The 23,545-nt window shown below is 68.4% G+C and carries 22 protein-coding genes and 3 tRNA genes; 12 read left to right on the forward strand and 13 right to left on the reverse strand.

Going from position 1 to position 23,545, the window contains the following annotated elements; translation table 11 throughout:
• Positions 1–3 precede the first annotated feature (3 nt).
• Genes recD through recC form a run of 3 tightly spaced genes read right to left on the reverse strand, consistent with a single transcriptional unit; the run spans position 4 to position 8,002 of the window.
• Positions 4–1,614, reverse strand: coding sequence for an exodeoxyribonuclease V subunit alpha (recD, locus tag AWB94_RS23890; protein ID WP_062658133.1), 1,611 nt, complete (start codon positions 1,612–1,614; stop codon positions 4–6).
• Entirely contained in the window at positions 1,611–4,841 is a 3,231-nt protein-coding gene (gene recB, locus AWB94_RS23895) for an exodeoxyribonuclease V subunit beta (RefSeq protein ID WP_062658162.1), read from the reverse strand. Before recB ends, recD begins: the two co-directional genes overlap by 4 nt.
• On the reverse strand, positions 4,838–8,002 hold the full coding sequence (recC, locus tag AWB94_RS23900; RefSeq protein ID WP_062658132.1) for an exodeoxyribonuclease V subunit gamma: 3,165 nt from the start codon (positions 8,000–8,002) through the stop codon (positions 4,838–4,840). Before recC ends, recB begins: the two co-directional genes overlap by 4 nt.
• Positions 8,003–8,199: 197 nt before the next feature.
• Between recC and AWB94_RS23905 the strand changes: the two genes are divergently transcribed.
• The gene (locus AWB94_RS23905; RefSeq protein WP_024454120.1) at positions 8,200–8,514 is read left to right on the forward strand and encodes a hypothetical protein; all 315 of its coding nucleotides are present in this window, start codon (positions 8,200–8,202) and stop codon (positions 8,512–8,514) included.
• A 174-nt stretch (positions 8,515–8,688) separates the two neighbouring features.
• Here the strand turns inward: AWB94_RS23905 and AWB94_RS23910 are convergent, their stop codons facing one another.
• The 5 genes from AWB94_RS23910 to AWB94_RS23930 all read right to left on the reverse strand — a co-directional run bounded on the left by AWB94_RS23910 (position 8,689) and on the right by AWB94_RS23930 (position 13,253).
• A complete protein-coding gene (locus AWB94_RS23910) occupies positions 8,689–9,408 on the reverse strand; it encodes a crotonase/enoyl-CoA hydratase family protein (protein ID WP_062658131.1) in 720 nt (239 codons plus the stop codon).
• 10 nt (positions 9,409–9,418) lie between these two features.
• Positions 9,419–10,261, reverse strand: a complete 843-nt coding sequence (locus tag AWB94_RS23915; protein WP_062658130.1) for a DUF8453 domain-containing protein — start codon at positions 10,259–10,261, stop codon at positions 9,419–9,421.
• 82 nt (positions 10,262–10,343) lie between these two features.
• Entirely contained in the window at positions 10,344–11,219 is an 876-nt protein-coding gene (locus AWB94_RS23920) for a phospholipase effector Tle1 domain-containing protein (RefSeq protein ID WP_062658129.1), read from the reverse strand.
• Positions 11,220–11,430: 211 nt separating this feature from the next.
• Entirely contained in the window at positions 11,431–12,435 is a 1,005-nt protein-coding gene (locus AWB94_RS23925) for a DUF4352 domain-containing protein (protein WP_062658128.1), read from the reverse strand.
• Positions 12,436–12,539: 104 nt separating this feature from the next.
• Positions 12,540–13,253, reverse strand: a complete 714-nt coding sequence (locus tag AWB94_RS23930; protein ID WP_062658127.1) for an MBL fold metallo-hydrolase — start codon at positions 13,251–13,253, stop codon at positions 12,540–12,542.
• A gap of 251 nt (positions 13,254–13,504) precedes the next feature.
• Between AWB94_RS23930 and AWB94_RS23935 the strand changes: the two genes are divergently transcribed.
• From AWB94_RS23935 to rplA, 11 genes are all read left to right on the forward strand, one after another.
• A tRNA-Thr gene (locus tag AWB94_RS23935) sits at positions 13,505–13,577 on the forward strand.
• Positions 13,578–13,616: 39 nt separating this feature from the next.
• Positions 13,617–13,690: transfer RNA gene (locus AWB94_RS23940), tRNA-Met, on the forward strand.
• A gap of 25 nt (positions 13,691–13,715) precedes the next feature.
• A complete protein-coding gene (gene rpmG / locus AWB94_RS23945) occupies positions 13,716–13,883 on the forward strand; it encodes a 50S ribosomal protein L33 (RefSeq protein WP_023985310.1) in 168 nt (55 codons plus the stop codon).
• 9 nt (positions 13,884–13,892) lie between these two features.
• Positions 13,893–14,369, forward strand: a complete 477-nt coding sequence (hadA, locus tag AWB94_RS23950; RefSeq protein ID WP_062658126.1) for a (3R)-hydroxyacyl-ACP dehydratase subunit HadA — start codon at positions 13,893–13,895, stop codon at positions 14,367–14,369.
• The gene (gene hadB, locus AWB94_RS23955) at positions 14,356–14,784 is read left to right on the forward strand and encodes a (3R)-hydroxyacyl-ACP dehydratase subunit HadB (protein WP_062658125.1); all 429 of its coding nucleotides are present in this window, start codon (positions 14,356–14,358) and stop codon (positions 14,782–14,784) included. The genes hadA and hadB overlap by 14 nt, the downstream gene beginning before the upstream one ends.
• 3 nt (positions 14,785–14,787) lie before the next feature.
• The gene (gene hadC, locus AWB94_RS23960) at positions 14,788–15,309 is read left to right on the forward strand and encodes a (3R)-hydroxyacyl-ACP dehydratase subunit HadC (RefSeq protein ID WP_062658124.1); all 522 of its coding nucleotides are present in this window, start codon (positions 14,788–14,790) and stop codon (positions 15,307–15,309) included.
• Between the two features lie 120 nt (positions 15,310–15,429).
• Positions 15,430–15,502, forward strand: a tRNA-Trp gene (locus AWB94_RS23965).
• Between the two features lie 67 nt (positions 15,503–15,569).
• Positions 15,570–16,031 (forward strand): preprotein translocase subunit SecE, encoded by a 462-nt coding sequence (gene secE, locus AWB94_RS23970; protein ID WP_062658123.1) that lies wholly within the window; start codon positions 15,570–15,572, stop codon positions 16,029–16,031.
• A 29-nt stretch (positions 16,032–16,060) separates the two neighbouring features.
• Positions 16,061–16,879 carry a transcription termination/antitermination protein NusG gene (gene nusG, locus AWB94_RS23975; RefSeq protein WP_062658122.1) on the forward strand — a complete coding sequence of 273 codons (819 nt, stop codon included), beginning with the start codon at positions 16,061–16,063 and terminating at the stop codon, positions 16,877–16,879.
• Positions 16,880–16,913: 34 nt separating this feature from the next.
• The gene (gene rplK / locus AWB94_RS23980; RefSeq protein WP_024454133.1) at positions 16,914–17,342 is read left to right on the forward strand and encodes a 50S ribosomal protein L11; all 429 of its coding nucleotides are present in this window, start codon (positions 16,914–16,916) and stop codon (positions 17,340–17,342) included.
• Positions 17,343–17,404: 62 nt separating this feature from the next.
• A complete protein-coding gene (gene rplA, locus AWB94_RS23985) occupies positions 17,405–18,112 on the forward strand; it encodes a 50S ribosomal protein L1 (RefSeq protein WP_062658121.1) in 708 nt (235 codons plus the stop codon).
• 160 nt (positions 18,113–18,272) lie between these two features.
• Here rplA and AWB94_RS23990 read toward each other — a convergent pair whose 3' ends face one another.
• From AWB94_RS23990 to AWB94_RS24010, 5 genes are all read right to left on the reverse strand, one after another.
• Positions 18,273–19,196, reverse strand: a complete 924-nt coding sequence (locus tag AWB94_RS23990) for an endonuclease/exonuclease/phosphatase family protein (RefSeq protein ID WP_062658120.1) — start codon at positions 19,194–19,196, stop codon at positions 18,273–18,275.
• On the reverse strand, positions 19,196–20,398 hold the full coding sequence (locus AWB94_RS23995; RefSeq protein ID WP_062658119.1) for an RNA polymerase sigma factor: 1,203 nt from the start codon (positions 20,396–20,398) through the stop codon (positions 19,196–19,198). The genes AWB94_RS23990 and AWB94_RS23995 overlap by 1 nt, the downstream gene beginning before the upstream one ends.
• Before the next feature lie 13 nt (positions 20,399–20,411).
• Complete coding sequence (locus AWB94_RS24000) at positions 20,412–21,107, reverse strand: YciI family protein (protein ID WP_062658118.1); 696 nt, start codon at positions 21,105–21,107, stop codon at positions 20,412–20,414.
• 91 nt (positions 21,108–21,198) lie between these two features.
• Positions 21,199–22,095, reverse strand: coding sequence for an alpha/beta fold hydrolase (locus tag AWB94_RS24005; protein ID WP_062658117.1), 897 nt, complete (start codon positions 22,093–22,095; stop codon positions 21,199–21,201).
• Positions 22,092–23,450, reverse strand: a complete 1,359-nt coding sequence (locus tag AWB94_RS24010; protein WP_062658116.1) for an ABC1 kinase family protein — start codon at positions 23,448–23,450, stop codon at positions 22,092–22,094. Before AWB94_RS24010 ends, AWB94_RS24005 begins: the two co-directional genes overlap by 4 nt.
• Positions 23,451–23,545: the final 95 nt, after the last annotated feature.

Genomic DNA, 23,545 nt, shown 5'->3' on the forward strand with positions numbered 1-23,545 from the left:
ACGCTACCGGCGCAGCCGTAGCCCCAACCCCGTCGCGCGCACGGCGCGGCGGGCGATGGCCGCACGGACTTCGGCCGCCGAGCCGACCACTCGCACCGTCCGCTTCGCGCGCGTCACCGCGGTGTAGAACAGCTCCCTGGTCAACAGCCTCGAGTCCGCCGAGGGCAGCAGCACGGTGACTTCGTCGGCCTGGCTGCCCTGGGATTTGTGGATCGTCATCGCGTGCATGGTCTCCACGTCGGTGAGCCTGCTCGTCGAAAACGACGCGTCACCGAACACCACCCGCAGACCGTCCGGTGACGCGACGGTGATCCCGGTGTCCCCGTTGTACAGTTTCAAGCCGTAGTCGTTGGTGGTCACCAACACCGGCCGACCGGCATACCAGTTGGACCACATCGGTTCGCCGGTGGCCTCGGTCAGCCAGCGCTGCACCTGCCGGTTCCACTGCGCCACGCCGAAAGGCCCGTGCCGGTGCGCACACAACAGCCGGTGCTCATCCAGGGTCGACGTCGCGACGTGGTGATCACCGAGAATTGCCGCCTCGCGAAGTCGCAAGGCGTGCGGCAACATCACCTCGCGTAGCGACTCGGCGGTCTGCGCCCAGACGATGTGCGGCCCGCCGGCGCCGAGCACGTCCAGCGCACCGTCGGCGTCACCGTCCCGGATCGCGGCGGCCAACGCGCCGATCGACTCTCCGAACCGATGTGAAGTCCGCAGGGCGGCAACACGTTCGGTACCCAAGCCGGTGACCAGATCGGCCAGCACCGCGCCGGCCTCCACCGACGCCAGCTGATCGGGATCGCCGACCAGGAGCAGCCGGGTATGCGGACGCACCGCCTCCAGCAATCGGGCCATCATGGTCAGCGACACCATCGACGCCTCGTCGACGACGATGACGTCGTGCGGCAGCCGATTGCCTCGGTGATGGCGGAACCGCGACGACGTGTCCGGCCGCGGACCGAGCAGCCGGTGCACGGTGGTGGCCGACAGTCCGCTCAGCCGGGCGCGGTCGACCTCGTCGAGGCGGCCGACCTCCGCCCGCACCGCCTCCTGCAGCCGGGCGGCGGCCTTGCCGGTGGGGGCCGCCAGGGCGAGGCGCGGTGTCGGTCGACCGGCCAGCGCCGCCTGTTCGGCGAACAGTGCCAGCAGCCGCGCCACGGTGGTCGTCTTGCCGGTGCCCGGCCCTCCGGTCAGTACCGTCAGGCCTTGTCCCAGAGCACGATCCGCCGCCACGCGTTGCTCGTCGAACCCGTCCGGGAACAACCTCGCCACGTCGGGTACCGGCCCGACCGGCCGCGCGGCCAGCAAGGCCAGGGCGTCATCGCAGACCTGCTGTTCCTCGCGCCAGTACCGGTCGAGGTAGAGCAGGTCACCCAGCAGGTGCAGCACCGGCGGTGCACCGGTCAGCGGACTGGCCCGAACGGCGTCCAGCCAGGCATCGGCGTCGACGCCGGCCTCGCCCGCAGCGGCCCGCAGGTCCACACACACCGATCCGCCGCGCAGGGCCCGCACGGCCAGCGCCACCGCCAGTCGCACGGACTCGTCGGTCTCCCCGGCGAGTGCCGTCAGGCGCCGGGCGACATGGGTATCGGCCGGCTCGAAGTCGGTGATCATGGACCCTCCAACGACGCGGACAGCTCGGTCACCAGAGCGGCGGGGGGAAGCCAGCTGAACACCCCGGCCGGATGACCGTCGAGCACCGGCGTTGCCGGACCGCACATTCCGCGCACGAACAGATAGATCGCCCCGCCGAGATGGGTGTCGGGCCGGTAGCCGGGCAGCCGCCAGGACAGGTAACGATGCAGCACCACGCTGTACAGCAGCGCCTGCAGCGGGTAGTCCGAATGCAGCATCGCCTCGACCATGCGGTCCCTGCCGTAGTCCGCGGCGGTCAGCGGCGCGTCCCCGGTGCCAAGCCAGTTGGTCTTGTAATCGACCACCAGGAAGCGGCCGTCGACCCGCAGCACCACGTCGATCGAGCCCGACAGATATCCGCGCAGCGACTGTCTGCTCAGCGCACCGGTCGACAACCGCTCGGCATAACAGGCCAGGGGATCGTCGGCCGGCAGGTGCCGCTCGAGCAGGGCGCCGATATCGGCCAAGGTGCGGTGCTCACCGGCAAGGGGGAATTCGAAGTCCAACTCGCACAACCGGTCCGGCAACCCGATCCGGCGCAGCGTGGCGCCCTGCGCGAGCGGTCCCAGTGGGGTGTCGTGCATCGGCACCAGCGCGGCGGCCACCTCGGCCGGCGCCACCGCGACCGGCCACCGCGCGGCATGGGCGAGCACCTGGGTGTGGAGTTCGCCGACCAGGTCCGGCGCCAACGGATCCGTGGTTTCCAGCACCGCGTGCACCAACGAGCCGAAGGTGGCACCGGTGGGCAGATCCGCCATCGGCGAGGGCACGTCGGCGCCCAACGCCGGGGCCGACAGCGCGATATCGGCGACCTCGTCGTCCAACTCCGGGACCTCCGGCTCGCTCGATACGCCGGAGGGCTGGGCCTCCTGGGCCGAGCGCAACAACCCGGAATAGGACGTGCGGCGCCAGCTGGTGTCGATCGACCGGTGGAAATGCCGCACCGACAGGTCGGTGGCGGGCACCGGAGCCGCCGGCGCAGTGAACGACGCGATCACGGACTCCTCCAGGACCGGTCCACCCGCCTCCTCCCACGCCCGCAACCTGGCCAGGGCGTCGGCGTCGGCGATCTTGCTCGGCGCGCACACGTCGGGAACTTCGGCGGTGCCGGGTGACCGTCCGCGCAGCAAGCGCGACAACCCGCCATTGGGTTCGTAGTACGACGGTGCCCACCATGCCACCACCTGAGACTGTGCCCGGGTCAGCGCCACATACGTCAACCGGCTGTCGTTGGCCGCCGCCTCGGCCTTACCCGCCCGGATCACCGCGGGCGCGGCGCCACCGAGATACAGGCAGCGGACCGAATCCTCGTGGTACAAAACGGGATCCGGATCCGGGGTATACCGGTTGAAGGCGAACGGCAGGTACACGATCGGATATTGCAGGCCTTTGGACACCCACACCGTCATGATCTGCACCGCGGCAGCGTCGCTGTCCAGGCGCCGGTTGCGCTCGGTTGCCCCGGTACCGTCCGAACTCTGGCTGCGCAGCCAATCCCGCAGCGCCGGCAGCCCGAAACCCGCGCCATGCGCGGTGTCCTGCAGCAGTTGCGTCATGTGTGACAAGTCGGTCATCAACCGCTCACCGCCCTGGCGGGACAACACCCGGCTGCCCATGCCGGCCAGTTGTGCGGCCTCGAACACCGCCGCCACGCCACGCTCGCGGGCATGGCCCGCCCACGCCCGCAGCGTCGCCGCGATCCGGTCGGTCAGTTCGTCGCCACCCAGCGTGAGGCTTTCCGCGGTCTCACCGAAGAACGCCGTGGCCGCCGCCGCGCGCACCAGCCCGGTGCGGTGCGGCTGGTCGAAAGCCTCGAGCAGACACAGCCAATCGGCCGCGGCCTCCGAACCGAGCACATTGGTATCGCCGGTGTAGACCGCCGGGATGCCGGCGGCGGCCAGGGCGTCGAAACACGCCCGCGCGTCCCGGTGGGTCTCGACGATCACCGCGATGTGACGGGCTTGCACCGGATCGCCGTCGAAGGTGGCGCCGCTGGTCAGCAGCGCACCGATATCGGCGGCCAGATCCTTGCCGATGTGCGAGCGCAACCGGTCGATCGGCAGGGTCCGCGTCCCGCTGTTGCCGCGGGTGACGACGCGCAACCGGAACGGATCATTGTGCGGCGCACCGGCCAACCGGTGCCCCTCATGATGGGCCTGCACCGGGTGCACCACGATGCCCGGGCCGCCCAACTGCGCCCCGCCGAGCACCACCTGCAGCCGCTGCACCAGTGCCGCGTCGCTGCGCCAGTTGGTGCCCAGGGTCTGCTTGTCACCCGCCGTCTCGGCGGCCCGAAGGTAGGTGTCGATATCACCGCCGCGGAAGGCGTAGATGGCCTGCTTGGGATCACCGATCAGCACCAACCTCGACCGCCCGGTGAAGGCCCGCTCGATCACCTGCCACTGCACCGGGTCGGTGTCCTGGAATTCGTCGACCATGACGATCGGCCAGCGTTGCGGCATCCGGACCCTAGCTGCCGACCCCGGACTGTCCAGCGCGGCCGCCAGCCGAGTCAACAGATCGTCGTAGCCGAGGATGCCCCTGCGCCGCTTGCGGATCTCCAGTTCGGCCAGCACATCCCGGGCGAACGCCAGACACACCGCCGCATACGAATCCGGCTCCGGGTCGAGTGGCCGCAACTCGGTGGCGGGATTGTTCACCACCTCCCGTGCCAGCTTGAGCGCGGCGCGGTAACCCAGTATCGGGTCGTCGCGCTGCATGCCGAAATGTGCCAGGTACACATCGTCGACAATCTCGGTCACCAGCTCGTCCAGGCTGTCCACCAGAGTCACGCCGCTGTCGCTGTCACCGGCCACGCCAAGGGATTTCAGCACGATATGACAGAACTGGTGCGTGGTGGCGATGGTCGCGGCGTCGAACCCGGCCAACGCGTCGTGCAGCCGCAGCCGCCGCGCCGGCCGGTCGGTGGTGGCGATGTGACGCTCCAGGTCGTTGCACGCCCGCGCCGGATCGTCGATGGCGACCAGCGCGCCGACGATCTGGGCGCGCACCCGTTCGCGTAGCTCCTGGCTGGCCGATCGGCTGAAGGTGATCAGCAGCATCTCGTCGAGCGTGGCCACCCCTTCGGCGACCATCCGGGTCACCAGCCCGGCGAGTGCGAACGTCTTGCCGGTACCCGCACTGGCCTCCAACACCGTCGTCGACAACGGCGCCGGCAGCGGGCCGAGCAGATCGAAAGTCTTCACCGCGAACCGCTTTCGGCCCGCAGCAGTGGCACCCACAGGCGCTGGGCATAGTCGTCGAGGCCGGTCAGGTCGGCGAGCCGGGCGCCGCGTCCCCACACCCGTTCGACGGCCTCGTCCTCGCATTCGTTCTTCCAGCGGTAGCCGGCGGCCTGCTCGGGATCGTCGCCGGCTTCGCGGGCCACCGCCCACGCATACGATGTCTTGACCGGCAGCGGCAGGGGCGTCCGGCGGCCCTCGTCGTACAACGCGACCAGCTCGCGCAGCACCGGCAGCGCGGAGTCCGGCGCCTGCAGCACCTGCACCCGCGGTGTGGTGCCTTGCCTTGGCCGGCCGACGCAGACGGCCGACCAGGATCGCTTCGGCTCCGCCGCGGCCAACGCGAGTACCGGGATCCAGGACTTGAGCAGATGTTTACCGTCCAGTTTGGAGTAGGTCACCGCCGACAACCGGTTCCCGAAAACCGGGGTCACCGTGCCGGTCAACCGCCGGCCCGGCTCCAGCTCGACATCCACGTCGAAGACCGCCGCTTCGGTGGTGCGGTGCCGAAGCGCCTCGGCGGCCAGCTCGGCGGCCTGGTCCCGGATCTCGATGGCGCGCCGCCAGCCGAGCCGGCCCGGCGGCAGCGTGCCGCGTCGCCACTCGGCCTGTTGGGCGTCCTGCGGCGTCAAGCCGGCCATGATGTCCGCCAGCATCCGATCGCCCACCGTCCATTCCTCGAGCGCGTCGATGGCCACCGGCATCTCGTCGGACACGCCGTCGACGTCCCAGGGCAACGTGTAATCCAGCGCGCGGAAGAAACCCTTCACCGGGTCGTTGAAGAACCGGATCAGTTCGGTCAGTTCGACATCGGCGACCGGCGGCGCGGGTAGCGGGCCGGAGACGAACACCGGGCGCGGTTCGCGATGCCCGGACATGGCCAGGGCTGCGGTCAGCGCCGTCGGATCGAAGGTGAACGGCCGGCCGCTCTCGTCCGGTTCGACGTTACGGATATCGAACGGCTGCAAGGGGTGGCGGGTCAGCACCGACACCGCGCCGGAGCAGGTGAGGTCCAAGGTGTCGAGCAGTTCGGCGACCGGCACCGCGGGCGGGCGAATCTGCCCGGTGTATTCGTTCGCGCCGGTGTAGGTGATAACCAGTGTCTCGGTGGCGGCGCCGATCGCGTCCAGCAGCAATTGCCGGTCCTCCGAGCGGATGTCGCGCTCACCGGTCATCGGGTCGCGCGCCAGGATGTCGTCGCCGTCGACGGCGCCCAACCGGGGGAACATGCCGTCGTCGAGCCCCAGCAGGCACACCACGCGATGCGGAACCGACCGCATCGGCACCATGGTGCACACCGTCAACGTGCCGGTGCGGAAGTTGGCGCGGGTGGGCCGCCCGGCCAACCGCCGGTCCAGCAGCGCGCGAATATCGGTCAGCCGCAACAACGTGGCGCCATCGGCGGTGTCCAGAATGTCGGTGAACTCCTGCTGCGCCTGTGCCCGCGGCCACTCCTCGTCGTCGTGGGCCAGCGCGTCGATGCCGTCGAGCAGTGCGTGCAACCAGTCGGCCAAGGGGCGGGTGCCGCTGAGTGCGACGACGGTACGGTGCAGTTGATCGACGAATTCGGCGAAGCGGCCGGCCAGTTCGACGCGGTTGCTGCCCACGTCGTCCAGCGGCAAGGTGGTGTCCAGCCAGGTTCGTGAATCATCGGAGAGCGCGACGCCCGCGAGCACCCGATCCAGTCCGAAACGCCAGGTGTTGTGCAGGAATTCGACACCGTAGGGGGCGCGGTGCTGCTGGTCGAAACCCCAGCGGATATTGGCCTCGCGTACCCAGGCGGTCACCGCGTCCAGGTCGTCATCGGTGAACCCGAACCGCGCGCGCACCGGCGCGGTCGCGGCCAGGTTGAGCACCTCACTGGCGGTGGCGCGCCCGCCGGCGAGGGTCAGCAGTTGCGCGGCGACCGCGAGCAACGGATTGGTCTGCACCAGTGCGCGATCGGCCAGCCGGACCCGTAACCGGTGTGCGGGGTGGGCGCCGTGCACCACCTCGCCCAGCCCGAAACCCGCCGAGATCAGCGGTGCGAACGTCTCGATATCCGGGCACATCACCAGGATGTCGCGCGGTTCCAGGGTGCGGTCGTCGGCGAGCAGACCCAACAGGACTTCGCGCAGCACGTCGACCTGGCGGGCCGGGCCGTGGCAGGCGTGCACTTGCACGGACCGGTCGGTGGACCGGAACGTCCGGCCTTCGGGCCGCAGCCGGTCGGCGGCGATATCGGACTGCAGCCAGCCCAGCAGCGTGTCGGGATACGTTGGGGCAGGTAGATACTCGTCTGATGCCGGGGTGGGCAGGGCGCGCTGCAGTTCCCGCAGATCCCGGCCGAGGGTGGCCAGCAGTGGATGGCCGACGGCGCGATGACTCGTGTCCTCGCGGCGGGGGATGCGGGCTCCTTGGTCGGCGAGCGAATGCCACGCGCGGTCACTGGGATGGGGCAGCCACAGGTGCAGGTCGTGATGGGTGGACAGGGCGCCGAGCAGTTCGATCTCGGTGGCGGGCAATCGGGTGTGGCCGAACAGCGACAGCCGCTGCGGTAGCCGATCCGATGGCGCTTCCCGCAGTCGTGCAAGGGTTTTCGTATGCCGGATATGCGGCGGGTCGGTGTTCATCCGGGCCAGCAGGGCCTGCCACAGCGGGGACTGCCAGGCCAGGTCGGCGTCCACGCCCGCCCAGTCGACGAGCAGCTCGGGGCGTTGGCGTGCGTAGGACGCGAACAGCCCGGCCAGCCTGCGCGCCACCGCGTACCGGCGGCCCTGCCGCAGCTCACGTTCCTCACCGGTCTCGAAGTGGCCCAGATGGGTGGCCAGGGTGGCGCACCACGGCTGGTCCAGGTTCTCGTCGATGGTGGCCAGCAGTGGCCACACCAGTGCGTCGGGCGACCACGGATCACGCTGTGAGGTGCCGGTGAGCTCGGCGATCAACGAGCGGGGGCTGCGGAACTGCACCCCGGCGCACACACCCAGCCGGTCCGACAGTCGTTGGCTGAGCCAGCGTTCCACACCCTTGGCGGGCACCAGGACCAGCTCCTGGGCGAACGGGTCGGGCAGTGGCTGCGACAGCAGCGCACCCAAGCCGTCGGCGAGCAGATCCGTGCGCTCGGCGCGGTGCAGGTGCAGGGCCATCGCGAGTCACGATAGTCACTCCCGGGCGGGGACCGGAGCACGTATCCGAATGCCCGCCTCCGAGCGACTTTTCAGCGACAGCTGATCATCGGGTCACCGCCGCCGATTCGGGAGGAGGTACGTGGCGATTGCCCGCCTCCGAGCGACTTTTCAGCGACAGTGACGAACTTGTCGGAGGCGCGTACGAACATGGCGGCATGTCCACGTATCTGCGGGTCCGCGGTGTCGAGTTGCGATACCTGCTGACCTGGCTGCTCGCCCATGAAGGGCCGGCGACGGTGGCCGAACTGGTCGACCGGCTGATGCGCTCCGGGTTCGACGTCGGCGGTCGACCGTCGAAGACGGTATCGGATGCGCTGCGCTGGGAGATGAGCCACGGCAGGGTGTGGCCCCGGGGTCGCGGCCGCTACAGCTTCGGCGAGATGCCGCGCGCCACCGAGTACCGGATCGAGAAGCGCGTACGGGCGCTGATTGCCCGCGTCGACGCGCTCGCCCGGGAACCGGCGCCCTGACGACCATCCCGGGGTTGTCGCTGAAAAGTCGCTGCGAGGCGGGCATTGGCTACATCGGTGCGGGCGCCGAGACAGGCAGGCAGGCACGCAGGCGGGCGGGTGTGGGCGCTCGTCGTCGCTGAAAAGTCGCTGCGAGGCGGGCATCGCACACGCCCCACCCTCGGTCCGCCGCCGCTACTTCAGCGTGAGCGCGAACTCCTCGGGCAAGCCGTCGATACCGGCTCGAATGGCCTCGATGGCCGATGCGCGGGCCTTGGCCTTACTGGCCACGTGCGCCTTGAGGTTCAGGGTCGCGGCGTACTCGGCGGCCACCGCCTGCGCCCGGCCCAACACGTCGTCACGCTCGACGATCTCGTCGAGCCAGCCGGCCGCGATCGCGGCGTCGCCCGAGAAGGTGGCCGCCACCGACACGGCGCGGGAGAACGCGGCACGGGTCAGGCGCATTCGCATGATCTCGACGGCCGAGATCGGCAGCGTCATCCCGATCGCCACCTCGTTGGCCTGGCAGCGAGATTTCTCCGATCCCACCCGATGGTCCCCGCTGAGCAACAGGAACGAGCCCATGGCGATGGCCGGCCCGGTGGCCGCCATCACGATCGGCGCCGGGAAGCTCAAGGCCCGCACCGACAATTCGAATCCGGCGGTCAGCATCGCCAGCCCTGCGTCGGGGTCACCGGAGGCGAACACGCTCAGTTCGAAGCCGCCGCTGAACACCCGCGAATTGCCGGCCAGCACCACGGCTTTCACGGTGCCCGCCGAGATATCGGCCTCCGCTTGATCCAGCGCGCCGTTGACGGTCGCCAGCATGGTGGGCGATAGCGCGTTGACCTTGCCGTCGTCCAACGTGATCGTCGCGACGGATTCGTTGACCGAGTAACTCACCGGGGTCGTCATGGAGCGGATGTTACGGAGCGTGGTTGCGAATTCCGATGGCGGGGCTCGAGTGATGTCTGCCGCCGGTCCGCTTGTCGTCGATCCACGGGAAGTCGAGCTCGGTGGTCTGGTCGACCTGGCGGGTCCGCCAACGGTCCTGGGTTTCCCGCACCGCGCGGTTCATCCGGTCGATCTCGGCCCGGAACACCTCGGGGCGGGTCTCCTTGGATGCGTAGTGGAAGTAGGTGAGCAGGCTGCGCAGCAGTTCCAGCTTCTGCTTCTCCCGTTTGGCCAGATCGTGGTTGAGCATCAGGTCGAGGCGTTGGGCCGGTGGCAGGCTCTCCCAGTCGAGCTGCACCGCCGACGTGTAGTGCTGCGGCTTGCCCTTCTCACCCGAGGCGCGGTCGCGGTAGGTCAGAGTGCCGTCGAAACGCGACCGGATCTCGCCGCCGAGTTGTTCCCGGCTGATCGCCGAATCCCAGACGGTTCGCCACTCCTGCCCGGGGGCCAGCTGTTTGAGTTCGCTGGGGAGCCGGAGTTCGGTGATGTCCGGCGGCCCGTCGTCGTAGGCGTCCTCGTAGTGGCCCACCGTCAGCGGGGTGGGGAAGTCGAACTCGATATCGTGCGCGGCGGACTTGCCGAAGTTACGCACCACCAACTCGATGACATGCCAGTCGGTGGCACTGGGCTCCATGTACATCACCACGTGGGGACGCAATTCATCCCTCTTGAGCTGCCGATTTCGTTTGACCACACGTGCCACGAAGACCAGGGCGAGGATCGCGAGGAGTAGCCCCGTCCACGCCGCGATGGTTAACCAGGCTGCAGAGCCCAGGCCGGCCAGATCGGTCCATCGATCGCGAAACCACTCCACAGCGCCCTCATCAGTTCGTCCGATTGCGCTCTGGACAGTAGCGCTTAGCCAAGTGTCGCGTAAACAGCGACCTTCGGCATTGCTAGCTGGCGGCCGCCAGGGCCTGAGTGGCAATGGGCTGCCGCGGTACGCCCTGGACCAATCGCTCGGTCCGGTCCAGCCACTCGATGTCGGTCCACACCACTTCGGCGGGCAGTCGGCGCCAGTACGCCGGGTGCGTTCGCACATGCTGTTCGACGCTGGCGTGCACGGCCGCGGCGTCCGGTAGCCGGCGCACTCCGCGGGCGCGCGAATCGTGCCGAGTGCCCGGCGAATGCACGGGATCGGTGCCGATCCGCAGCCCGGCGCGGGTGGCGCCGTCGAGCATCCAGTCCAGCGTGAGCGCGTCGGTCAGGATGCCGCGGTGTGTGCCGCGGAACCAGACCTCCTCGACACCCTGCACTCGTTGCAGCAGGGGCCCGCCGTCGATGGCGATCGCATGCCTGCCCTCGACCACCTCCACGGGTCCGGCGGTGCCGCGCGTTCTGGTGGCGTCCCATAAGCCGAGGAAGCGAACGGGCACCGCGATATCGGACTGCGCGGTCAACCCGGCAGCGACGGCCGCGATGGAGCGCCAGTCATCGCCGCTGCGCGGCGTGCGCGGTACGGCATAGGTGGCCAGCATGTAGTCGATCAATTCGCCGTCGAGCACGCCGATCGTGCCGAGTAGCCGGCTCAATGCCTGGGCACATGCCGCGCCGCGGCCGGCTCCGAACACGAAGATCTCATCGCCCGGCTGCCATGCCCGCACCAGATGCCGGTACCCCTCGGTGATAGCGATCCTGGCCTCGTCGGATGCCGCCCGCCGGCGCCTCGGGACGTCGTGACACCAGATCGACTGCGTGTCGTCGAGCAGAGCGGACAGCGTGGTGACGAGGGAGGGCCGCCCTTCGTCGAAACACAGCACGATGTTCGTCACAGCAACCCCCGACGGATCCGCCACAAGCGAAACTACCGATCAATTTCTGCCAACGCGGCCGGCTGGGTGCCGGTCCGCGAATCCACCGAAAACCGCCCCTTGCTCGACGAAATCCGGCCCGGCAAGGCTACCGTGCAACGGAATCAGTCGTCTGTCCGTTGTTTGACGGACATTTCCCTACCCGATCTGCGTTGCGGGTGTCGAAGTGTGGCTAACTCAACGGCAGAACGGCGCCGGCGCTGGACAGGTCGCCGTGCACCTGCAGTGATTCCGGCACGGTCCCGGGCGGGACATCGAAGGCGATGGAGACGTCCGCGGGCTCACCCGGGTACACCACCGTCGAGGTGCCACCGAGATAGAAGGTGGCCTCGGTTTCCGGGGTGTAGGTCTGGCCGCCGGCGGTGAGGACCTGCTGGTCGGCCACGAACGCGGCGGGCGTCTGACCGTTGTTGGTCAGCGTCAGATGCACGACGACGAACTCACCCGTCGCCGTCTTGGTCAGCTGATCGTTGTCCGGGGCGACCACCGTGGGCCCGATGTCGATGCCGTTGGTGGTGAAGGTGACGTCACCGTCGACCGCCTGACCGGCGACCGGTGCGGCGGTTTCCGCCGGTGTCGCGGTCTCCGATGGGCTCGACGCCGTGGTGGACTCGGTGCTGGACGGCTCGCTCGACGCGGTACCGGGCAGGCTCAGCTGGCTGGATTCCGGCTTGTGGATCACGAACGCGAACACCAGGACCGCGACCAGGGCGACGAGCAGCACTCCCACCGCAGCGAGGTAGCCCTTGAGCAACGTGCCGTTGCCGGCGGTCGGGTCGGCCGGCGGCGGGGTATAGGGCGGGGCAGGGGTATAGGTGGGGACGACGGTCGTGGCCGGTTCGGGCCGCGGTACTTCGACGGTCTCCTGCTCGGTGGCAGCTGTCGGCTCGGCCGGTTCGGGTGCCGGGTCGGCCTGCGGAACCTGGACGACGGAGGTCGGCTGCTCGCTGGCGGCCTCGTCCCACGACGGCATTTCCATATCCGTCGGCCACGGCGGCAGCTCCGACGGCCACGACGACGACGGCTCCTGGGCCGGTGGCGCCGGTTCCGGTGCCGGCGCCGGTGGCTGCTGCGCGGGCGCCTGGTGCTCGGTCCACGCCGTGCCATCCCAATACCGTTGACCACCCGTTCCGTCGGGGTCGGGGTACCAGCCGGCGGGGGTCGGCGGTGTCGTCATCGCAGGGCTTCCTCCCCATCACGCGCCGCAAGGGGCGCTGTGACCCCGCACAATAGCCGAGCCCGGATAACGCCGCGCGGCTTTGTCCGGCCGCGTCGGCCAGGTCAGCCGCCCATCAGCAGGCGCCACTGGTCCAGGTCGCGCGCCCGGTAGACGTAGTTGGAACGCTTGACCGCCGACAGCGGAGCGCTCGGATCGCTGGAGTACCAGTGGCCGGGAAACACCGTCGGGTCCCCGGACAACGCCGCCAGCGCCTGCAGGCTGCGGAACATGTCGTCGACGTCGCCGCCGGGAAAATCGGTCCGGCCGCACCCCTCCAGGAACAGCGTGTCACCGGCGACCAGCCGCCCGTCGAGCAGGAAGCACTGGCTGCCGGGAGTGTGGCCGGGGGTGTGCAGCAATTCGATCTCGATATCGCCGATGGCCACCTTGTCCCCGTGCCGGTGTCCGGTCAGTTCGCTCGGCGCGATACCCGTGACCCGCGAAACCCATTCGGTCTCATGGGCATTGACGTGAACCGGCACGCTGACCCGCTCCAGTAGTTCGGCCAGTCCCTTCAACTCGAAGCCCATCATCGATCCGCCGACGTGGTCGGGATGGTGATGCGACACCAGCACGCCCGACAGGTGCATCCCGTCGGCTTCCAGTGCGTCCACCAGATCACCGGCCGCGTACGCCGGATCCACCACCACCGCGTCGCCCGTCTCGCGGTCGCCGATCAGGTAGGCGAAGTTGCGCATCTGCTCGGCGATCATGTCGCCGGCGGCGAAATCGCGGCCGGACAGCAACTGGCGGAAGTACAGGCGGTCTTCAGGCATGGGCACAGCGTAGGGCGCGGGCCGGGGGACGGGGAGACGCCTGCGGTGACGGCTCCGGCCGCCGAGACTGAGGCCAGGTACCAAAAACCCGGCGCGCGGAGTCCCTGGCTTCAGTCTCGGTGTTGCAGCCGGGCGGAACCCGGCCGCAAGGGGTCTTCACGGGCCGGCGGAAGCCGATTACGCTGCCGTTTTGGCGACTGAATCAGCGAGAATGTACCCTCTTTAAGGCCCACGGGCCGCAAGCAGTGCACGCCCCCTTAGCTCAGTCGGCAGAGCGTTTCCATGGTAAGGAAAAGGTCAACGGTTCGATTCCGTTAGGGGGCTCGGTGGACGCCAGGCGGATCGCCGCCTTCGTCTAATCGGGGCGGTGTAGCTCAGCTGGTTAGAGCGCACGACTCATAATCGTGAGGTCGGGAGATCGAGCCTCCCCACCGCTACAGGCAACAACGAGAGGCAACTGACGTGGCGTCGAGTACCGACGTACGGCCGAAGATCACTTTGGCCTGCGAGGTGTGCAAGCACCGCAACTACATCACCAAGAAGAACCGGCGTAACGACCCGGACCGGCTGGAGATCAAGAAGTTCTGCCCGAACTGTGGTCACCACCAGCCGCACAAAGAGTCCCGCTGATCCTTCGCCGTGGCTCTGTCATCGAATATCGTCGGGATGCATTACCGCTATCCCGATGCGTATGAGGTGGGACGCGAGAAGGTGCGCGAGTACGCGCTTGCGGTGAAGAACGACGCGGCGTACTTCCAGGATGAAGCTGTCGCCGCCGAGCTGGGTCACCAGACCCTGCCGGCGCCGCTGACCTTCATCAGCATTTTCGGCTACACGGCGCAGTATGCATTTTTCGAGCACGCCAATATCGGGATTCACGACGCCCAGATCGTCCAGGTGGATCAGGCCTTCAAGTTCGAACGACCCATCCGGGTGGGCGACAGGCTGTACTGCGACGTCTACGTGGATTCGGTGCGGCAGGCACACGGCACCGACATCATCGTCACCAAGAACATCGTCACCAACGACAAGGGTGAGGTTGTCCAGGAGGCCTACACGACCCTGGCGGGCCGTGCCGGCGACGGGGAAGAGGGTTTTACTGATGGCTCTGCGTGAGTTCAGTTCGGTCAGCGTCGGCGACATCCTGCCGGAGAAGGTCATCCCGCTGACCCGGCAGGATCTGGTCAACTACGCCGGCGTGTCCGGGGACCTCAACCCCATCCACTGGGACGACGACATCGCCAAGCAGGTCGGCCTGGACACCGCCATTGCGCACGGCATGCTGACGATGGGCCTCGGCGGCGGCTACGTCACCGACTGGGTGGGCGACCCGGCGGCCGTGACCGAGTACAACGTCCGCTTCACCGCGGTGGTGCCCGTCCCGAACGACGGCGTCGGAGCCGAGATCGTCTTCAACGGCCGGGTGAAGTCGGTGGAGCCGGAGGACAAGTCGGTCACCATCGCGCTGTCGGCCACCACCGGCGGCAAGAAGATCTTCGGCCGCGCCATCGCCGTCGCGAAGTTGGCCTAACCCATGGCATTGCGCCCCGATCTGCTCGGGATGGTCTACAAGTACCCCGAGGTCTTCGTCGTCGGTCGTGAGCAGGTGAAGCTGTTCGCCAAGTCGGTCAAATCCGAGCACCCCGCCTCGTTGTACGAGGAGGCCGCCGCCGAACTCGGTCACGACGCGATCGTCGCCGGCCCGACCTTCGTGTCGATCTTGGCGAATCTGGTGCAGCAGGATTTCTTCCGCAATATCGACGTCGGCATGGAAACCATGCAGATCATCCAGGTCGATCAGCGGTTCGTGTACCACCGGCCGATCAAGGTGGGCGATCGACTGCACGCGGAACTGGAGATCATGTCGGTCGACGAGCGCTTCGGCGCCGATATCGTCGTGACCCGCAACATCCTTCGCGACGACGACGCCGACGATGCCTTCGTGGTCATGGAGGCGTTCACCACGCTGATGGGTCACGAGGGTGACAACTCGGTGTCGGTGCAGTACGACCGGGAATCCGGACAGGTGCGGCGTACGGCGGTCGCAGGGGATTAGTAACTAACACTTGGGCCGATGTACACTCGGTCCTCGGGGTTTTCCCACATCAGCGCGCTGTCCGTCGGTTCGGAAATCGGCCGGTCGGGGAGCGCGCGAATTGTGTGAGGGCCGCAACGAAGGGGCGTAGCTCAACTGGCAGAGCAGCGGTCTCCAAAACCGCAGGTTGCAGGTTCAAGTCCTGTCGCCCCTGCTCAACTGAATACTCGACGAGTGTGGACACTGGAAGGTGACCACCCGAACCAGATGAAAGGCATGCGGTGAGCGACGAGCGCGACAGTGCCGGCTCCGAGGGCACCGAGGATGCGGGCATCGAGGACGCGGCCGGTCAGACGGCCGTCGTGACCCGTCCGGTGCGCCCGACCGGAAAGCGGTCCCGGCGCGCGGCGACGGCCCCGGTCGAGGATGCGGAGCCGTCCGAGACCGACACCGAAGCCTCTGACGGCGACGCCGACGAGCCGGCCGCCACGAGCGGTAAGCGCGCCAAGAACGCCAAGGCTGGCAAGTCCAGGAAGAGTGACACCAACCGGGTGAACCCGTTCGCCTTCGTGTGGAACTACCTCAAGCAGGTCGTCGCGGAGCTGCGCAAGGTCATCTGGCCGAACCGCAAGCAGATGGTCAGCTACACCACGGTGGTCCTGGTGTTCCTGGCGTTCATGGTCGCGCTGATCGGTGGGGTCGACCTCGGGCTGGCCAAGCTCGTGTCGATCGTGTTCGGCTGACCGGAAGAATTGAGAGAGGACTGACAACCGTGACTAGCTTCGACGGCGACGAACAGCTCGACGCCGAGACGCCTTCGGGTGATGCCGTCGACGTGCTCGACGAGACCCTGGAGGCAGGCGAGGCGGAAGCCACCGAGGCTTCAGCGGCTCCCGAGACCTCTGATGCTGCGGAGGCCTCGGAGGAGGCCGCCGAGGCACCTGAAGCCCCCGAGGAAGACGTCGATCCGGCGACCGCGCTCAAGAAGGAACTGCGTCTCAAGCCCGGCGATTGGTATGTCATCCACAGCTACGCCGGCTACGAGAACAAGGTGAAGGCCAACCTCGAGACCCGCGTGCAGAACCTGGACGTCGGCGACTACATCTTCCAGGTCGAGGTGCCCACCGAAGAGGTCACCGAGATCAAGAACGGCCAGCGCAAGCAGGTCAATCGCAAGGTGCTGCCCGGTTACATCCTGGTGCGGATGGATCTCAACGACGAGTCGTGGGGTGCCGTGCGCAACACGCCCGGCGTGACCGGCTTCGTCGGTGCCACCTCGCGCCCGTCGCCGCTGAGCCTGGACGACGTGGTCAAGTTCCTGCTGCCCCAGGGCGCGGCGAAGAAGGCCGCAGGCAAGGCCGCCTCGACGGCCGCCGCGGCCGCGTCTTCCGAGGCGACCCTGGAGCGCCCCGAGATCCTGGTCGATTTCGAGGTCGGCGAGTCGGTCACCGTCATGGACGGCCCGTTCGCCACGCTGCCCGCCTCGATCAGCGAGGTCAACGCCGAGCAGCAGAAGCTCAAGGTGCTGGTGTCCATCTTCGGCCGCGAGACGCCTGTGGAACTGACCTTCAACCAGGTCGCCAAGATCTAAGACTCGAAGAAGAGAAGAAAAGGAACGAACAACAATGGCCCCGAAGAAAAAGGTCGCCGGGCTCATCAAGCTCCAGATCCAGGCCGGGCAGGCCAACCCCGCCCCGCCGGTCGGTCCCGCGCTTGGTCAGCACGGCGTCAACATCATGGAGTTCTGCAAGGCGTACAACGCCGCGACCGAGTCGCAGCGCGGCAACGTCATCCCCGTGGAGATCACCGTCTACGAGGACCGCAGCTTCACCTTCGCCCTGAAGACCCCGCCCGCCGCCAAGCTGCTGCTCAAGGCCGCCGGTGTGCAGAAGGGTTCCGGCGAGCCGCACAAGACCAAGGTCGCCAAGGTCAGCTGGGATCAGGTGCGCGAGATCGCCGAGACCAAGAAGGAAGATCTCAACGCCAACGACATCGACGCCGCGGCGAAGATCATCGCCGGCACCGCCCGCTCCATGGGTATCACGGTCGAATAGACCAGAACGCGTGGGAGAGCCCGCTTCGGCTCGCCAACCACACCTCTTGAACAGGAGACACAATGAGCAAGAACAGCAAGGCATATCGCGAAGCCGCCGAGAAGGTGGATCGCACCAACCTCTACACCCCGCTGCAGGCCGCCCGGCTGGCCAAGGAGACCTCGTCGAAGAAGCAGGATGCGACCGTCGAGGTGGCCATCCGCCTGGGCGTCGATCCCCGCAAGGCCGACCAGATGGTCCGCGGCACCGTGAACCTGCCGCACGGCACCGGTAAGACGGCCCGTGTCGCGGTGTTCGCCGTGGGCGAGAAGGCCGAGCAGGCGCTGGCCGCCGGCGCCGACGTGGTTGGCAGCGACGACCTGATCGAGAAGATCCAGGGTGGTTTCCTGGATTTCGACGCCGCGATCGCCACGCCCGACCAGATGGCCAAGGTTGGCCGCATCGCCCGCGTGCTGGGCCCCCGCGGTCTGATGCCCAACCCCAAGACCGGCACCGTGACCGCTGACGTCGCCAAGGCCGTGCAGGACATCAAGGGCGGCAAGATCAACTTCCGCGTCGACAAGCAGGCCAACCTGCACTTCGTGATCGGCAAGGCGTCGTTCGACGAGGCCAAGCTGGCCGAGAACTACGGTGCCGCCCTCGACGAGGTGCTGCGTGCCAAGCCGTCGTCGTCGAAGGGCCGGTACCTGAAGAAGGTCACCGTGTCCACGACGACCGGTCCGGGCATCCCGGTGGACCCGACGGTCACCCGGAATTTCACGGAGGAGTAGGCCGTAGGCCGGATCCGACCATGTGGCCGGAGGAGTAGGCCGTAGGCCGGATCCGACCATGTGGCCGGAGGAGTAGGCCGGGGGAGCAAGACTCGGTCCGAGTGGCCAGTCGTTGCGCGGGTTGATCGAAAACCCGTGCAATGACTGGCCATTCGGCATTTCAGGCTCTCCCCAGCACCACCTGGGCTACCAGCGCGCGGTGATCCGAGCCCGGCACCCGCACAGCGCGCACGGCGGTGGCGGTGGCGTCCCTGGTCAGCACATGGTCGACCGCGACGACCCGCGGGATCGGTAGGTCATCGGGGTGGGTGCGCAGGAAGCCGGCCCCGGCCTGGGCGGCACCGTCGGCGTAGCCGTCACGCAGGAGGGCTCGGAAGTCCCGCACATCGGATGTGGCGTTGAGGTCACATCCCACGACCACCGGACCCTCGGCGTGGACGCGTTTCAGTGCGGGCCCCAGCCGCTCGATATCGGCGCGCCAGTGCCCGAATGCCGACCGCGGCGGAGACAGATGGGTGCAGACCACCGTCGTCGGCACCGGCATACCGGGCACGCGGATCCGGGCGGTGATGAACCCGCGCTGGAAACGCCCGTCGCTGCCGGTGGCAATCATCGGATGACGGCTCCACAATCCCACTCCGGACGCGCGGTCACCGGGTTGCAGCATGGCGAACGGGAAGTCCGCCTTGAGCAGCGCAGACAGCGCGTCGGCCAACTCGGGGGTCAGCTCCTGCACGGCCAGCACGTCCGCGTGCCGCTGGGCCAGCTCGGCCACGGCCGTCGGATCCGCTTGGCCGTAGCGCAGATTGGCGGTGACGAAGCGCAGCGTGGGGCCCTGCGGCGCCCGACGGCCGACGAAGGACGGTAGCTGGGTCGCCAGCGCGGCGACGGTGACCACTGCCGCGATGGTGGCCGCCGTCCCGCAGCCGGATACCGCGAACACAGCGACCGCCACCGGGGCGCCCAGCATCAGATACGGCGACAGCGCCGCCGCCAGCAGGACGCTGCGACGGGTGGCGGGCAGGAATCGGGCGGCCAGCGCGGCGGTGGCGATTGTCAGCAGCGCGACCCCGACCACCCACATCAACCCTCGCACTCCCCGAGCCGCCGGCGCAGGAACTCCCGTGCCGGTTCGGAGGCATTGCGATCCAAGGCAATTCGATACCAGTGTGCGGCCTCGGGCTGTCGTCCGGCGCGGCGCAGCAGGTCGGCCCGGATCGAGGCGACCACGCTGGAGCGTGTCAGCCGGGGATCGTCGGCGATCTCGTCGAGCGCGGCCAGCCCGGCGTCGAAGCCGGAGCGCAGACCCACCGCCAGCGCCCGGTTGGCCCGGGCCATCGGGGAATCTGTGATCGCAATGAGCCGATCGTAGGCCGTGCAGATCACCGCCCAATCGGTGGACTCCCAGTCCGGCGCCGTGGCGTGCGCCGCCGCGATCACCGCCTGCGGCAGATACGGTCCCGCCGCCCCGGCGGCCAGCCGCAGCTGGTCCAGCCCGCGCGCGATCCGGCCCCGATCCCAACGGCACCGGTCCTGCTCATCGAGGGGAGTCAGCACGCCGTCGGCGTCCACCCGGGTGCTGCGCCGCGAATCGTGCAGCAGGGTCAGCGCGGCCAGGGCGTGGGTGTCGCGGACCGTCGGCATCAGCTCACACAGTTCACCGGCCAGCCGCACCCCCTCGTCGCATAGGTCGTCGCGGATCGCCGACGGCCCGCCCGTCGACCAGTAGCCCTCGGTGAATACCGAGTAGACACAGGCCAGCACGTGCGGGGTACGCTCGCCCAGCAGCTCGGCCGGGGGAACCCGCAACGGGATGTTGGCATGCCGGATCTTGGCCTTGGCCCTGGTGATCCGTTGTCCGACGGCGGCTTCGGACTGCATCAGCGCGCGGGCGATCTCGGGCACCGTCAGCCCCGAGATCAGCCGCAGCGTGAGGGCCAACTGCGAGGACGCGTCCAGCGCGGGGTGCGCGCAGGTGAACATCATCCGGAGCTCGTCATCGCGCACCGGGTGCACCGGCCGGTCATCGGTGGGGATCGGCATCGCGGCGAGTTCCTTTCCGGGGCGCGATGTTTCGCGTCGCAGCCGATCCAGCGCCCGGTTGCGCGCGACGGTCACCAACCAGCCGCCGGGGTTGGCCGGCGGCTGGTCGCCCCAGCTGCGCAGCGCCTCGGTGAAGGCCTCCTGGACGGCGTCCTCGGCGACGGTGAGGTCGCCGCACCAGCGGGCGAGCGCGGCCACCGCAGGCCCCCACTCACGACGGAAGACGCCGTCCAGGATGGTCATTCGGTGCGAGCTGTTACAGGCCGGCGATTCCGGCCAGCTGCCGCAGCAGCACCGAACCGGCAGGGATCATCGAGGCGACCTTGACCGCCTCGTCCTGGTCGGCGGCGCGGATCAGGTAGAAGCCGTTGGCCACCTCGGCGCCCTCGGCATACGGGCCGTCGGTCAGCAGCACCTGCCCGTCGCGCACCCGCACCGTCGTCGCCGTGGCGGGCGGATGCAGCGGCGCACCGCCCAGCACGTGATCGCCGATCGATGCGCCGGCTTCCTGGTGCAGGGCCACCCTGGCCTCGAACTCGGGGGAGCCGGGGACGTTGACATCCTCGGGCGCCTCCAGCAGCAGGCCCAGCCACGCCGCGCCGACGGGCTCGGTGGGGGCACCCCAGTGCACCATCGGCCAGACTTCGACGGCGCCGTACTGTGCGGCCGGGATGTCGCGGGCCAGGGCCAGCGCGTCGTCGAGGTTGTCGGCCTCCAGCACGTAGTAGCCGCCGGCCACCTCGGCCCCTTCGGCGAACGGGCCGTCGGTCACCACCGGATTACCGGGCCAGCCGGTGATCAGTTTGCCGTCCTTGGCCGCGCAGAGCGCGTCGCCGGCGCGGATGGCCGACCCGGCCTTGGCGTGGAACGACTGGTAGGCGGCCATCTCGGCGGCGCCCTCGGCGGGGGTCAGTGCACGCTCGGGGGTCAACAGCAGTGCGAAGTAGTACATGACGCCTCTTTCGGTAGGGGCGGGACCTGGTATCCCACTCTCTACCTGTCCGACGAACGGCGCCCGCCCAATCCGACAGATGGGCCGAAAATCAGTTCGCGAAGTTGGACTTCAGCTCGCCGATGATGTCATCCCACAGTGCTTCGGGCAGGTCATGGGCCATTCCGTCGATCAGCACCAGCCGGGCGCCCGGGATGGCGCGGGCGATCGCCCGGCCTCCGGACGGGCGCATCAGCTTGTCCGCCTTGCCGTGGATCACCACGGTCGGCACGGTGATCTGCCGGTTGTAGTGCCGCAGGCTGCCGCTGCCCATGATGGCCGCGAACTGCCTGCCCACCCCGGCCGGGTAGTACGAGCGCTCGTAGCTCTCGATGGCGTCGGCGCGGGCCCGTTCCGGTGGCGTGGGGAATCCAGGGCTGCCGATGGTGCTCAGCACCCGCACCGAGTTCTCGATGATGGCCTCCCGGGTGGCCTCCTTGGGCTTCTGCAGGATGGCCAGCAGTTGTTTGGGGCCGGGCGGGGGCAGCAGCGCCTGGTTGTTGCTGGAGAAGATGACGCCCAGGCTGTGGGTGCGGTGGGCGTGCCGGGCGGCGAAGACCTGGGCGATCATGCCGCCCATCGACGCGCCGACGATATGCGCCCGGTCGATACCGAGGTGGTCCAGCAGCGCGGCCGCGTCGTCGGCCATGTCCTCCAGGGTGTAGCCGGCCGGGCTCTTCAACCCGAGGAAGGACCGGGCCATCCGGGTCGGCAGCGCGGCGCCGCTGCGGGCGTGGGGCAGCTTGGTGGACAGCCCGATATCGCGGTTGTCGAAGCGGATGACGCGCAACCCCTGGTCGACCAGTTTCTCGACGAAGCCCTTGCGCCACAACAACAGTTGCGCGCCCAGACCCATGACCAGCAGGACGGCCGGGTCGTCGGGACTGCCGAAGTCCTCGTAGGCGATCTCGATGTCACCGTGGGTGGCGGTACCGGTACGGACGGTCATGCGCTGCCTTCTTCTTCGGCTTGTTTGTGCTCACGGCTGATCTCCACCATGAAATTGGCGAAGTACCCGGTGAACTGTGGGTCGCTCATCATCTGCCATCTCGGTGCCAGCAGTTTCATATAGCGCTCGACGTAGAGGAACTGCTTGCCGATCAGCACCAGCTCGCGCGGCAGCTTCACATCGTAGACGTCGGCCAGGGTCGAGAGCTGCTTGCCGATCTCGGCGTAACTCATCTCGCCGAGTGAGGACATCGTCAGCGGCGTGGCGAAGCGTTCCAGGTCCTTGGCCGCCTGCGCCTCCGGCTTGACGGTGCCCACCGCACCCATCAGCACCACGATCTTGCCCGCCGCGGCATGGTCCTTCTTCACCAGCAGCGCATAGACCAGCTCGCGCAGCAGCCAGCGGGTGCGCGGGTCGATACGGCCCATGATCCCGAAGTCGAAGAAGACGATCTTGCCGTCGTCGTCGACGTAGAGGTTGCCGGCGTGCAGGTCACCGTGGAACAGGCCGTGCCGCAGGCCGCCCTCGAACACGCTGAACAGCAGGGCCTTCACCAACGCCTCGCCGTCGAAGCCCTTCTTGCGGATGCTGGCGACGTCGTCGATGCGGGTGCCCTGGATGCGTTCCATGGTGAGCACGCGCTCGCTGGTCAGATCCCAGTACACCTGCGCCACCCGGATGTTCTCGCCCAGCGGGGAGGCGTGCATGTGCGCCACCCAGGCGTCCATGGATTGCGCTTCCAGGCGGAAGTCGAGTTCCTCGGCCAGGTTGTCGGAGAAGTCGGCGACCACGTCCTGGGCCGACAGCCGCCGGCCCAACTTGGCCAGCTCGACGATCTGCGCCCCACGTTTGAGGATCTGTAGGTCGGCGGCCACCCGGCGGCGGATGCCGGGCCGCTGGATCTTGACCACCACCTCTTCGCCGGTGTGCAGGGTGGCGTAGTGCACCTGGGCGATGGACGCCGACGCGAACGGGGTCTCGTCGAACGATTTGAACAGGTTCTGCGGTTCGTCGCCGAGTTCCTCCTTGAAGAGCTTGTGCACGGCGTCGGGGTCGGCGGGCGGCACCCGGTCGAGCAATCCGCGGAATTCCCGCGACAGCGGCTCGCCGAAGGCGCCCGGGCTGGACGCGATGATCTGGCCGAACTTGACGTAGGTGGGGCCCAGGTCGGCGAAGGCCTGGGGAACCTGCTTGATGATCTTCTGCTGCAGGCTGCCTTTGCCCAGGATGTTGCTGACGACGCGGGCGCCGGCCCGGGTGACCTGCCAGCCGGTAGCGCCGATCCGGGCGGCTTCGACGGGCAGCGGCACCCGATCGAGCCTGGCGACCTCGCGGTGCTTGGCTTGAGTGCTCATGCCTGCAGTGTCTCAAAACCGCCGGTAGCACCAAAACCTGCGGTGGGTTTCGGGCCGAGATCGACGAAATGGCGGTGCGAGAGGCGCCCGCTACC

Source organism: Mycolicibacterium canariasense (genome assembly GCF_002101555.1).
Lineage (GTDB): Bacteria > Actinomycetota > Actinomycetes > Mycobacteriales > Mycobacteriaceae > Mycobacterium > Mycobacterium canariasense.